Below are 13,732 nucleotides of genomic sequence, written 5' to 3' on the forward strand. Positions count from 1 at the left end.
AAAAATCATTCTTCTTCACTGTTATTTTGTACTGCTGATACAAATAATGGCTTAATCTCATCAAACATAGATGATTCATCATTTATGTTTTTATAATTACCAACAACGCACAGATGATTCTGTTTAAGTCCTGCTTCAACAATTGGTGCCAGTTCTCTTATCTTCTCCGGTGTCGCACCTAAAACTTCATCACGCTCTCTCTGATAATCTTCAATAGTCACATTGCTTATATATGCTCCAAATGAACGAACGCCCTTAGCTGCCGGATTCATTGGTGTATCCATATCTCCTATTGTACCAATTATGAACTTGAGCATGTCTCTGTCACTCACATCAAAATTCTTAATATAATCAACTGATTCATCAAAAATTTCATTTGTCTTTTTAAGGTTAGGATCACGGTAAGATACCATATACATGTCACCATTTTTGCCAAAACCGCTCATACAGCCGTATGCACCGCCTTTAACACGCACATTTATCCAAAGATAATCATAGCCGAAAATAACTTTTAAAACTCTTAATGCACCTGTATACTTATATCCCGCATCAACAAAATTGCCACATCTTGCAACATATTGAACCTGTGATGATGACGTAAAACCTGTTTTAACATTACATGGCTTAAATTTTCTTATTTCTACAGGATAATTGTCTGTATTTAATTTTCCTGCAAAATCACCAAAAGCAGCCTTAAATTTATCATATCCATCATCATTGGCATTAAAGCTGACAACAAGGTTTTCCTTTGTAAATATAAGCTTTATAAGCTGGTTAAGTGTACCTGCAATCTCTTCTTTTCTGTTATCAAAATCTTTTTCAATCTCCTGGATAAAAAGGTAAAATCCGTATCCTCTCATAAGATTTGAATAATATCCCGATGCAGATAACTGTGACATTCCATAAAGCATAGCTACTGTATGTCCCATACCTGTCATTGAGCTTTCAATTCTCGACTTTGTTCTTGAAATAATCTCTTTAAGTCTCTTATAATCATCAAATTTTGTACAATATATAATTTCATGCATCATTTCAAGCATAAAAGGTATTTTTTCATATAATACTTTACCTTTTACCTCATATCTTATCTGATACTTATCAAGTTCTTTATTATCTGTATATATTGCAGAATCTGATGAAAGTCCTCCCGAATTAATATTGATTTCATTAGTAAGTTCAGGATATGTGAAATTATCAGTATCCATAAGTCCAAGCACTGATGAAAGGAGTCCTATATATGGTACAAGTTCATCTGATACACTCTTACATTCAAAAGACATCATAATATATGCAATTCTGTTGGTAAACATATTATGGTGAATAACCTTGATACCATTTTCCTCTTTTTCATCGATATAAAGTCTTGCCGGAGTTTTTCCAATATCTTTGAGTGCGAGCATTGGAATTTTTTCAAGATTCTCCTGACTTGAAGGCTCGTCCTGATATTCCTTTAATTCCTTTGTTTCACGCACATACTGCTGTATCTGCTCTTTTGTCAGCTTAGACTTAAAATCTGCAAGCTCAGACTTTGTCTTATCTTCAAGTTCTTTTTCAAGATTCCTTTTCGGAACCAGCGATATAACAGAACCATGATGATTATTTACAAGCCACTCCTCGATTATTTTTTCAAATAATCCTGACTCTTTTTCTTTTTTAATCTGCTCAAATGTCTTTCCCGCCTCAATATGAATAAACGGCTTATTTTCATCATAAAGCCAGCTGTCCATCATTGTGAGATAATACATTAATCCCTTTGGATATGCACCATAATCAGCCTCACGGTATTTGAATTCATAATAATTGATTCCCGCATCAATCATACGCATATCAATACCATTTTTTACAATATCACTGAGCACTTCATTAATTGTATCTGTGAACTCCTGTCTCTTATTTTCATCTGCATTTTTAGCAATAATTGAATAAATCGGCTGATACACAGATGTCTCAAAACTGCTGTAAATATCGGTTCCTATATTTTTATCAATAAGAGCCTGTTTTAACTTTGCTCCGGGAGCCATGATAAGTGCATAATCAAGAATCTGCATTGCAAGATAAAGTTTTGCATCAAGTGATGTTCCAACAACCTTGTTATATGAAAGAAATGCATTATTTTCAAGCGGTTCGTCATCCGTTACAGCATAATTAAATTCCTTAAAAACATCATTTTCAAAACTCTTCTGTGCAGGAATTGATGCGTCAATCTCTACATCATCTGCATCAAAATCACTAAGGTATTCCCTATCAAGATAATCAAGTCTTTCCTGTACATCCATATCACCATACAGATAAATATAGCTGTTTACAGGATGATAAAACTTCTTGTGATAATCAAGAAATTCATTGTAATCAAGTTCAGGAATATGAGCAGGCTCACCGCCCGACTCAAATCTGTAAGGCGTGTCAGGAAATAAAGATACACATGTATATCTTGAAAGCACGTCATCCGGTGACGAATATACACCTTTCATCTCATTATATACAACGCCATTGATTTTAAGCTCATCATCCTCATTTTCAAGTTCATAATGCCAGCCTTCCTGCTTAAAAATCTGTGGCTTATTATAAATATCAGGATAAAATACCGCATCCATATAAACATCCATAATATTTTTGAAATCCACATCATTGCAGCTCGCAACGGGATATACAGTCTTATCCGGATAAGTCATAGCATTAAGAAATGTGTTGAGCGACCCCTTGCAAAGTTCTACAAACGGGTCTTTCACAGGATATTTTCTTGAACCGCAGAGTGTCGAATGTTCAAGAATATGCTGCAGCCCTGTATCGTTATACGGCGGTGTCTTAAAACCTATAGAAAATACCTTATTATTATCATCATTGGAAACAATGGCAATCCTTGCACCGCTCTTTTTATGTCTTAATAAAAGCCCTGTAGAATCTAAATCTTCAAGCTTTTCAACGGAAATTACATCATATTTTGATAAATTCAGTTTATTTATATCAGTCATAAATCCTCCTTGTTTTGTGTTACAAAATCCGAGTCTCTCCAGCGAGGAGAGGATTTTATCCTCCTTGTTTTGCGAAGAAACTATATTCTTTTTAATATTATCACATTTTTGCATTTATATCCATATTTATTTGTAATTAAACCTATCCTCTGCTTCTTAAAACGAAGAAAAAAAGTCTGTTTTCACATATTGGATTTCTAATCCCGAGATGAAAATTGTCCTCCATTTCATGAAACGTGGAAAAAATAAAGTCTGTTTTCACATATTGGATTTTTAATCCCGAGGTGAAAACAGACTTTATTTTTTTTATTTGAAAAATCCCTTTTTCTTTATATGCTTTTCTTCGCCTGTAAGTGCTTTGTCGTATGCAATCAAAGCCTCTTTCTGCTCATTTGTAAGACGTTTAGGAACATCTACGATAACTGTGATGTAATGGTCGCCTCGCACTGCATTGTTTCTTACAGTCGGCATGCCTTTTCCTCTTAAACGTACAACCGTGCCTGAAGCCGTTCCCGGTTTTACTTCGTAAACCACTTCGCCATCTACAGTCTTAACTTTTACTTCACCGCCAAGAACTGCTGTTGGATAAGATATAACAACATCTGACATTATATTATATCCATCTCTCTTAAATTCAGGGTCTGCTGAAATCATTACTGTTACAAGCAAATCTCCTCTTGGTCCGCCATTTACACCCGGCTCACCTTTGCCCTGTATTCTTACACTCTGACCATTATCAATTCCGGCTGGAATTGTAACTTCGATAGTCTTTCTTGTGTTGATATAACCGCTTCCATGACAGTCAGGACATTTTTCTTTAATAATCTTACCTGTACCGTTACAGTCCGGACAAGGCTGGACATTACGAACCATGCCAAGAAATGACTGCTGTGTGTATACAACCTGACCTTTACCGCCACACTTAGGACATGTCTCAGGCTGAGTACCAGGTTTTGCACCTGTACCATTACACTTCTGACATGAGTCTTTAAATTCAATATCTATCTTCTTGCTCGTTCCTTTTACCGATTCGGCAAATGTAATTCTGACAGATTTTCTTACATCTGCACCACGCATTGGTCCATTACTGTTTCTTCTTCTTGAACCGCCGCCAAACAAATCTCCAAAAATATCTCCACCGCCAAATATATCGCTGAAAATATCTCCCATGTTGCTGTAATCAAAGCCACCGCCGCCGGCACCTCCATTTTCAAATGCAGAATGTCCAAATTGGTCATACTGACGACGTTTTTCAGCATCACTTAACACTGCATATGCTTCTGATGCCTCTTTAAACTTCGCTTCAGCTTCTTTATCACCGGGATTTGTATCAGGATGGTACTTCTTTGCAAGCTGCCTGTATGCCTTTTTTATTGCAGCATCATCGGCATCTCTTGAAACGCCAAGAACCTCATAATAATCTCTTTTATCTGCCATATTAACTCCATTTCTGTGTTTGTCTAATACACATGTAAAATTTTTGCTTTTTTCACCAAAAACTGCACAGGGCTTTCTGCCCCATGCAGTTTAATTCAAGCTCCAATATTTAATGAATCAATACACGCTCTGTAACTTTCACTACTGCATGTAAATCCGTTTAAACATCAATTGATTTTACACTTCTTTGTAGTCACCGTCAACGACATCATCGCCATAAGGATTACCATTAGAAGCTGAACCATTGTTCATATCAGGACCTGCACCGGCACCCATATCAGGGCCTGCACCGGCTGCACCCTGCTGTGCTTCATAGAGCTTAGCAAAAAGCTTCTGTGCACTTTCCATAAGTTTTTCCTTAGCAGCCTTAATCTCATCAACCTGTGAATCTGTCATATTTTCAGCATCTGTGCTGTCAACAAGACTCTTTAATGCATTGAGGTCTGTCTCAACAGCAGCCTTATCATTAGCATCAAGCTTATCACCGGCTTCATCAAGTGCTTTCTGTGTCTGGAATACGATTGAATCCGCATCATTTCTTACTTCAATTGCTTCCTTACGTTTCTTATCCTGTGCCTCGAATTCAGCAGCTTCCTTAACAGCCTTATCAATATCAGCATCTGACATGTTAGAACCTGCTGTAATTGTGATGTGCTGTTCCTTACCTGTTCCCAAATCCTTAGCAGATACATTTACGATACCATTAGCATCAATATCAAATGTAACTTCAATCTGTGGAACACCTCTTCTTGCTGGTGGAATACCATCAAGTCTGAACTGACCGAGTGACTTGTTATCCCTAGCGAACTGTCTTTCACCCTGTACTACATTGATATCAACGGCTGTCTGATTATCAGCAGCTGTAGAGAATATCTGGCTCTTCTTTGTAGGAATTGTTGTATTTCTTTCAATAAGTCTTGTAGCAATACCACCCATTGTCTCAATTGAAAGAGAAAGTGGTGTTACATCAAGAAGAAGGATATCACCGGCACCGGCATCACCTACAAGTTTACCACCCTGAACAGATGCACCAATAGCAACACATTCATCTGGATTTAATGATTTGCTTGGCTCATGTCCTGTAAGCTGTTTTACTTTATCCTGTACTGCCGGAATTCTTGTAGAACCACCTACAAGTAATACCTTTGAAAGTTCAGAAGCTGTGATACCAGCATCATTTAATGCATTTCTTACCGGCTCTGCTGTCTTCTCAACAAGGTCATGTGTAAGTTCATCAAATTTAGCTCTTGTAAGAGTCATATCAAAATGCTTTGGACCTTCAGCTGTAGCTGTAATATATGGCAGATTGATATTTGTCTGCATAGCACTTGAAAGTTCCTTCTTAGCCTGCTCTGCAGCAACTCTTAATCTCTGAAGAGCCATTGTATCTTTAGAAAGATCTACGCCTTCCTTACTCTTGAAATCATCAAGCATATACTGTGTGATTCTCTCATCAAAGTCATCTCCACCAAGTCTGTTATTACCAGCTGTAGCAAGAACTTCGATAACTCCATCACCAATTTCAATGATAGATACATCAAATGTACCACCACCTAAATCGTATACCATAATCTTCTGTTCTTTTTCATTATCAAGACCATAAGCAAGAGCTGCTGCTGTTGGCTCGTTGATAATTCTCTTAACATCAAGGCCTGCAATCTTACCGGCATCCTTAGTTGCCTGTCTCTGTGCATCGTTGAAGTATGCAGGAACTGTAATAACTGCTTCTGTAACTTTTTCACCGAGGTAGTTTTCTGCATCAGCCTTTAATTTCTGGAGAATCATAGCTGAAATTTCCTGTGGTGTGTATTTCTTACCATCAATCTCAACCTTGTAATCTGTACCCATATGTCTCTTAATAGATGAAATTGTCTTGTCAGCATTTGTTACTGCCTGACGTTTTGCAGGATCACCTACAAGTCTTTCACCATTCTTTGTAAATGCTACGATTGAAGGAGTTGTTCTAAGACCTTCTGTATTTGCGATAACAACCGGCTTACCGCCTTCCATAACTGCTACGCATGAGTTTGTTGTACCTAAGTCAATACCAATAATCTTTCCCATATTAATCTTCCTTTCTGTGCAATGCACATTAAATACTAATTTCAATTGTCATAATGTAAATGCTGCAATTAATCACTCAAAATTCAACTAATTGGCAACCTTTACCATGCTGTGACGAATCACAGTATCTCTATATGTGTAACCCTTCTCAAATTCTTCAACTACTATTCCTTCGCCTACTGAATCATCTTCAACATGCATTACTGCATTATGAACATCCGGGTTAAACTCCAAACCAACTGCCTCGATAGGTTTAACTTCAAGATCTTCAAGCATCTTCATTGTCTGCTTGTAAACCATATCCATACCTTTGGCAAATGGTGTTTCCTTTTCTTCATCCGTGATTGCTTTAAAACCACGTTCAAAATTATCAACAATAGGAAGTAACTTTTTAATTACATCTGAAGCTCCCATTTCAAACATTGCTGACTTCTCTTTATCTGTACGCTTTCTGTAATTGTCAAACTCAGCCATCTGACGCTTAACTCTGTCCTGCAGTTCATCAATAACAGCGTCTCGTGGATCTTTCTTTTTATTATCAGATTTATCATTATCTGTATCACCTGCTGCCTCCGCATCGCTTGCAGTGTTATCTGCATCTGCGTTATCAGCCTGAGCTTCTACAGTTTCAGCGTCTTTTTTTTCAGTCTTATCAATATCTTTTTCTAATTTTTCATCTTTCTTCTTTAAATCTTTTTCTTTCTTTGACACTTTTATATCCAACCTTTCCTATGATTTCTTAAAGACATCATCCAGTTGATTCTGAATTGTCTTAAGTTTTTCAACAACTTTATCATAATCCATACGTTTCGGTCCGATAATACCTATCGTTCCACGCATGCCATCCTGCAGCTCATAAGTTGCCGTAACTACGCTACAGTCTTTCATTGACTCAACCGGTGCTTCATTTCCTATATATACCTGAATTCCTGTATTATCGGAATCATCACTCTCTGTATCTTTTACAAAATCAGTAAGTGACTGTTTTTCCTCAAGTGCATATATAAGCTCACTTGCTTTCGTCGAATCGCTAAGCTCAGGATATTTGAAAATATTAGTTGCACCGCTGGTATATATCTTTAAATTATCTTCTCCGCTTATTGTCTCAACAATAGCATCAACAACTTCTTTTACAAGCTGCATATGCTCTCCTGCCTGATTCTCCATCTTAGATACAATACTAAGATTCATCTCCTGCAATGAAAGTCCTGTAAGGCTCGTATTCAAAAGAATGTTAAGCTTTAAAAGATTCTCCTGTGATAAATCTTCACTTACTGTTATTACTTTGTTACGGATTATATTGCCTTCCATAACAATAACCGCCAGAATCTTATTTGTTTCAAGCTGCGAAAGCTGGACAAATTTAAGCTTGTTACCTTTAACCTGTGGTGCACTGACCATTGTTGCATAGTTAGTATCTTTTGCAAGCACTTTTGCAACATTCTGAAGAAGTTCTTCAACCTTATCGACCTTCTGTGAAAGGATACCCTGCATTGACTCAACTTCTTTTTCTCTGTCTGTCACTACCTGCTCCCTGTTCACAAGTTCTGTCTCTTTCTGACTCATCATATCATCCACATAAAATCTGTAACCTTTATCTGTAGGAATTCTTCCTGCCGATGTATGAGGCTGGACAATATATCCAAGTTCTTCAAGGTCTGCCATCTCATTTCTGATTGTGGCCGAACTCAGTTTCAAATCTGCATATTTGGATATGGTTCTTGAGCCAACCGGTTCGCCTGTTTCAAGATAATTTTTAATGATTGCTTTCAGAATCTTAACTTTTCTGTCATCAAGTTCCATTGACTCTCACTCCTTATCCATAAATAAATGCTGCTTATTTATCTCATGTTAGCACTCGTTAAATTTGAGTGCTAACATTTGATATACATAAAATAACACTACCTCATATTAATGTCAACACCCTTATTAAATTTTTTTATTAAGAAATTCTAAACTTTAAAAATCTCATATTAACTGCCTGGTTTATTTCATTATAAATGCTGCCAAATTCTGAATTTACCGCCTCATCCATCTCTCCGCAGATGTCCATGCCTATAACTTTACGCATTTCAAATGTGTCCTCAATTATTGCAAAAAGCTCATCAACACTCATGATTCCCTGATTCCAGTTTGTTTTATATTCTTTTTCATCAAGCACATCTTTATCAACCGAAATATATACAGGTCTTTTTCCTGTCCAGCATTTATCTATAAGTTCATTTTCAAGACCATACTGTTGTCCTCTCTTTTTAAGTATTGTCTGCTTTGTAATAAACTTTACCCCCAGCTCCTTCATTTCTTTATCTATATTATCTTTGTCAACACCTACAACAGTTACTTTCCCTTTAAAGCCGGAATCTTCCACCAGATTTCTAATCCAGCCGCCGCATGATAAAACATCACCAAATGCCGGCTTTTGCATATCAGAATGATTATCAAATACTATCAGGTCAAACGGCTCCTCTATAAGACTTAACCATAAAAGTGTGAGATAATGGTAATTGCCTCCATCAATAAAATGAATACCTTTTGTCGGATATTCTTTCATCATTTCACGAAAATTTTCTTTTGCCATATCATCACAATATCCGTTTGTCCCTGTCATACTGACAGCATCTATAACTCCAGCACCGCCTTTTTTTAATTTATCAATAAATAAAGGTTGTTCATCATAAATTCCCGATACATTAACTAATGTTACATTCCCATAATCGTCCTGCATATAATACCCCGCTTTCATTTTAGTCTTTCAAATTTTCCATATAATTGAAAACATATTCTCCCCTCTGATACAAGATATGAAAAAAGCTTCTGCAAAACAGATTCAAATCCATTTTGCAAAAGCTTTATGCTTTATAATTAATTCCGATTAAATTCCAAGAATCTTTTTAACGCTTGAACTCATCTCATTAACTTCACATACTGTATCATGAAGAACAGGTGCTGTTCTTATATCTTCAATTGCCTGTGGAACGGCAACATTAGAAATCTTGCTTAATTCATCTACAAGTTCAAAGTCAGTCATACTGTCATACTTTGAATCAATAGCATCCATAACGCTTCTTGTAAACTTATATGGACTTGCTGTTGATGCAATTACTGTAACTGTATCATCGCCGGTCTCTTTCTTATATTTCTCGTAAACTGTAGCAGCAACTGCTGTATGAGTATCGATAACATAGCCTGTATCTTCATAAAGCTTCTTTATTGTAGCTGCATCTTCAGCTTCAGTTGCATAATTGCCATAGAAATCAGATAACTGTGCTTTCATCTCAGGTGTAATCTCGTACTTGCCTGTGTTCTTTAATGATTCCATAAGCTCTGAATTCTTCTTTGCACTATTTCCGGCAATTCTATAGATAAGACGTTCAAGATTACTTGAAATAAGAATATCCATAGAAGGAGATGTTGTAAGAACAAACTCTCTGTTTCTGTCGTATTCACCTGTTGTGAAGAAATCATATAATACTTTATTCTCATTTGATGCACAAATAAGCTTGTTAATAGGAAGTCCCATATTCTTAGCATAGAATGCTGCAAGGATATTACCAAAATTACCTGTAGGAACTACAGCATTAATCTTGTCTCCGGCTTTAATCTCACCATCTGCAAGAAGTCTTGTATAAGCATATACATAATAAACAATCTGTGGTACAAGACGTCCGATATTGATTGAGTTAGCTGATGAGAACTGAAATCCTGCCTCTGCCATCTCTTTTTCAAGCTCTTTGTCTCCGAAAATCTTCTTTACACCAGTCTGTGCATCATCAAAGTTTCCTTTAATTCCGATTACATATGTATTATCACCCTTCTGTGTAACCATCTGTTTTTCCTGAATCGGGCTGACACCATTCTTAGGATAAAATACAATAATACGTGTTCCCTTAACATCGGCAAATCCTGCAAGTGCAGCTTTTCCTGTATCGCCTGATGTAGCTGTAAGAATAACTATCTCATTATGTACGTCATTCTTCTTAGCTGAAGTTATAAGCAAATGTGGAAGTATTGAAAGTGCCATATCCTTGAATGCAATAGTTGCACCATGGAAAAGTTCCAGATAATAAGCACCATCAGCTTTGACAAGCGGTGCGATTACATCTGTATCAAACTTTTCATCATATGCCTTGTCGATACAAGCCTTTAACTCTTCTTCTGTGAAATCATCCAGCATAAGCTTCATTACTTCATATGCCACTTCTTTGTATGACATCTTAGATAACTCTTCAAGACTCTTGTCAAATGAAGGAATACTTTCCGGTACAAATAAACCGCCGTCCGGTGCAAGTCCCTTTAATATTGCCTGTGATGCAGTAACCTTTACGCTGTCGTCTCTGGTACTTTTGTAAAACAAACTCATTCTTCTTTCCACCCTTAATATCATTTACTAATTTTTATATGGAAAAATCAACATCATTGACATATAATAAAACCATATAATCATTTGTTATTATACAACATAGTTATGAATAAACACAACATTATTTTGCAAATTTACACATTCATTTAAAAAAAAGGAGAAAATATATGCCAGCCGGAGTTTATACTGCATATAAAAAAGACGGTACTGTTTACTATCGTTCTTCTATAACACACAAAAACAAACATATAAGTCTCGGAAGTTTCTCTTCTGAAAATGAAGCCGCCGTAACTTACAATGAAGCATGCGAAATATTGTCCCGCAGCGATTTGCACATCATAAATACAGAACTCCACACAACATCTTATTCTCCAGACATGAATATTCCTTTTGAAAAATACATAATACTTATTAATTTCAGAGATAACGGAATATATATAAAGACGCCTATTTACCTGTGCAAAAAGTTTTTTCTCTATTTTCTGTCACCTGATAAAACGCTTATTTTCAATACGGACAGCCTGTTTTATTATTCAACCCACAAAATCATTGCACGCGGCGGGTACTATTATGTAAATGATTTTGGAATGCAGACAAGTATTCTCTCCCGTTATGGAATCCGTGCACACTCTGTCGAGGGGCGTGACTACATTTTTAAAAATGGAGATTCATGTGATTACCGTTATGAAAACATCTGTGTCATTAACCGCTATAACGGTGTGAGCATGATTGAAAAAAACGGCAAAAAATTATATCGCGCTGCCATCCACATCAACGGAATGTACCAGATTGGAACATATGAAGCTGAAAATGAAGCTGCAATTGCATATAACAAAGCTGCTGATATGACCGAAAAGAAAACATCTGTAAAATATGAACGTAATTACATTGAAAATATTTCTTCTATACAATACGCTTCAATTTACAATAAAATAATCCTGCCTTCAAAGTTCAGAAAATACATTGATTCATTGTAAAATTTCCATGCAGTAAAAAACTCCTGCGAAGCCGTAAAAGCTATCGCAGGAGTTATCATATTACTTTTTAATAACGCGGAGTTCACGTATAAGTTTTTTAAGATTCTCAGCTTCGCTGCTCATCTGCTGGCTTGCAGCAGCACATTCCTGTGAAGTTGCTGAATTTGTCTGAACAACATCATTAATCTGGTTAACACCTTCATTAATCTGATGAATCACATCCGTCTGTGCCTTCAAAGTCTCAGCTATATCATTTACATCGACTGTAATCTGCTTAGAATTATCAGCAACTTTTTCAAGTTTTCCTGCCGTTTCATTAGCAATTACCATACCTCTTTCAACCGCACTTACAGAATTGCTGATAAGTACTGCTGATTCTTTTGCAGCCTTGGCACTGTTCTCAGCCAGAACTGTTACCTGGTCTGCAACAACTGCAAAGCCTTTTCCGGCTTCGCCTGCTCTTGCTGCCTCAATTGAAGCATTAAGTGCAAGAAGATTCGTTCTTGATGCAATCTCGTTAATTGTTGCAATAATCTGGTCTATCTGCTGAGATGCCTCATTGATTTCATTCATAGATTCAACCATATCCTGCATTCTTGCATTGCTTGTAACAATCTCTTTTCCGAGATTATCAACACTGGTGCTTATATTCTTTGTACTCTCGGCATTCTTGTCAATCTGTTCAGCCACATTAGTGATACTAGCAGTCAGCTCTTCAACAACTGCAGCCTGATCTGTTGCACCCTGTGCAAGATCATTAGAACTTTCAGCGACCTGTCCGGCTCCTCCTGATACTTCATTAGCTGCTCTCTGTATTCCGATTACTGTATCAGACATACTGTTTTCAAATGCAACAAATGAATTAAGAATGTCAACAAAATCACCTTTCCATTCAACTTCAGGCTGAACTGCAAAGTTACCCTTTGAGAATTCTTTCATTGAATGTCCAATATCGTCAACATATGAACTTAAAATTCTTATTGACTTTCTAAGATTATGTGCAAGCTGTCCAATTTCATCATCAGAATGATAATCAAGCTGACTGTGGAGATTTCCCTGTGTAAGTTCTGCTGCGACTTTTTCAATTTCACCAAGTGGCAGCATAATAGAATTAACAATATTCTTACTTGTCTTTTTTGAAATAACTATTGCTACAATAACAAATATAATTATTGCTGCAATTCCTGCTATAGCATAGAAAAATGTAAACCAGATTGCATTATTTCTTGTTACATCAGTATCGGCATCAAGTTTATCTCCGATGCTGATTACATTATCAAGTGCCGGTGTACACTTATTAAGTATATCATTTGTTGCAGCAGTATTATTACCTGCCTTTATTTCTTTTATAATTGAATATCCAATTGTTCCCCAGTCATTTAAAGCCTTTGAATACTGATTATATAAATCCGTATCAACTGTATTAAGACCTTTTAATATAATAAGTTCTGAATTAACATTATTTAATATATCCGTGACATCACTTTCATATGTATTATATGATGACTTATCTGTATTAAGTGCCATTTCACGAATACTTCTTGCTGCGGAATTAACATCAATTATACATGTCTTTACTGCTCTGTCTGCACGCTCAACCTTCTGTACATAATTAAGCATGTTAGCAAGAAGCAGCACAATTACTATAAGTGACAAAATTCCAGATGCTATCATTATTTTGATTACTTTGTTATACCCGTTTCTCATCTTATAGGCAATAGATGCGGTTTTTTTTGCTTTTCTTCTGCATTTTATTTCCTTTCATTTAAACCATATATATATCTACAGAGAAATTTTATCATTATAATACACCAATTGTCAACAGATTGATATATTACATTATTACTATTTTTCTTATATGTATATGACTAAAGCACCAACATATGAACATGCCGGTGCTTTATATTTTAATATTATTTTTT

At 36.2% G+C, this 13,732-nt stretch carries 9 protein-coding genes; 1 reads left to right on the forward strand and 8 read right to left on the reverse strand.

All coding sequences use genetic code 11. From position 1 onward, the window contains the following. Positions 1–5: 5 nt before the first annotated feature. The 7 genes from H8S01_RS03765 to thrC form a co-directional block, all read right to left on the reverse strand. Positions 6–2,972 (reverse strand): insulinase family protein, encoded by a 2,967-nt coding sequence (locus tag H8S01_RS03765; RefSeq protein ID WP_186836226.1) that lies wholly within the window; start codon positions 2,970–2,972, stop codon positions 6–8. Positions 2,973–3,278: 306 nt separating this feature from the next. Then, positions 3,279–4,409: a molecular chaperone DnaJ gene (dnaJ, locus tag H8S01_RS03770; RefSeq protein ID WP_021867030.1), complete on the reverse strand. Its 1,131-nt coding sequence runs from the start codon at positions 4,407–4,409 to the stop codon at positions 3,279–3,281. Between the two features lie 177 nt (positions 4,410–4,586). Further along, entirely contained in the window at positions 4,587–6,473 is a 1,887-nt protein-coding gene (gene dnaK / locus H8S01_RS03775) for a molecular chaperone DnaK (RefSeq protein ID WP_186836227.1), read from the reverse strand. 87 nt (positions 6,474–6,560) lie between these two features. Then, on the reverse strand, positions 6,561–7,184 hold the full coding sequence (gene grpE / locus H8S01_RS03780; RefSeq protein ID WP_330605483.1) for a nucleotide exchange factor GrpE: 624 nt from the start codon (positions 7,182–7,184) through the stop codon (positions 6,561–6,563). A gap of 18 nt (positions 7,185–7,202) precedes the next feature. After that, positions 7,203–8,276 (reverse strand): heat-inducible transcriptional repressor HrcA, encoded by a 1,074-nt coding sequence (hrcA, locus tag H8S01_RS03785; RefSeq protein WP_021867027.1) that lies wholly within the window; start codon positions 8,274–8,276, stop codon positions 7,203–7,205. Positions 8,277–8,415: 139 nt separating this feature from the next. Beyond that, on the reverse strand, positions 8,416–9,198 hold the full coding sequence (locus H8S01_RS03790) for an arginase family protein (protein ID WP_186836229.1): 783 nt from the start codon (positions 9,196–9,198) through the stop codon (positions 8,416–8,418). Positions 9,199–9,345: 147 nt separating this feature from the next. Beyond that, on the reverse strand, positions 9,346–10,833 hold the full coding sequence (thrC, locus tag H8S01_RS03795) for a threonine synthase (protein WP_021867025.1): 1,488 nt from the start codon (positions 10,831–10,833) through the stop codon (positions 9,346–9,348). A gap of 167 nt (positions 10,834–11,000) precedes the next feature. Here thrC and H8S01_RS03800 point away from each other — a divergent pair, with 167 nt between their 5' ends. After that, positions 11,001–11,810, forward strand: coding sequence for a hypothetical protein (locus H8S01_RS03800; RefSeq protein ID WP_186836230.1), 810 nt, complete (start codon positions 11,001–11,003; stop codon positions 11,808–11,810). 60 nt (positions 11,811–11,870) lie between these two features. On the opposite strand, the gene H8S01_RS03805 is transcribed toward H8S01_RS03800, so the two are convergent. Continuing rightward, complete coding sequence (locus H8S01_RS03805) at positions 11,871–13,484, reverse strand: methyl-accepting chemotaxis protein (protein WP_243204192.1); 1,614 nt, start codon at positions 13,482–13,484, stop codon at positions 11,871–11,873. Between the last annotated feature and the right edge of the window lie 248 nt (positions 13,485–13,732).

Source organism: Lachnospira hominis (ex Liu et al. 2021) (assembly GCF_014287955.1).
Lineage (GTDB): Bacteria > Bacillota > Clostridia > Lachnospirales > Lachnospiraceae > Lachnospira > Lachnospira hominis.

Bases quoted from the DNA above. Each gene is read 5' to 3' on its own strand.
- hrcA (WP_021867027.1), bottom strand. From the start codon at position 8,276: ATGGAACTTGATGACAGAAAAGTTAAGATTCTGAAAGCAATCATTAAA.
- H8S01_RS03765 (WP_186836226.1), bottom strand. From the start codon at position 2,972: ATGACTGATATAAATAAACTGAATTTATCAAAATATGATGTAATTTCC.
- dnaJ (WP_021867030.1), bottom strand. From the start codon at position 4,409: ATGGCAGATAAAAGAGATTATTATGAGGTTCTTGGCGTTTCAAGAGAT.
- H8S01_RS03800 (WP_186836230.1), top strand. From the start codon at position 11,001: ATGCCAGCCGGAGTTTATACTGCATATAAAAAAGACGGTACTGTTTAC.
- thrC (WP_021867025.1), bottom strand. From the start codon at position 10,833: ATGAGTTTGTTTTACAAAAGTACCAGAGACGACAGCGTAAAGGTTACT.
- dnaK (WP_186836227.1), bottom strand. From the start codon at position 6,473: ATGGGAAAGATTATTGGTATTGACTTAGGTACAACAAACTCATGCGTA.
- H8S01_RS03790 (WP_186836229.1), bottom strand. From the start codon at position 9,198: ATGCAGGACGATTATGGGAATGTAACATTAGTTAATGTATCGGGAATT.
- H8S01_RS03805 (WP_243204192.1), bottom strand. From the start codon at position 13,484: ATGATAGCATCTGGAATTTTGTCACTTATAGTAATTGTGCTGCTTCTT.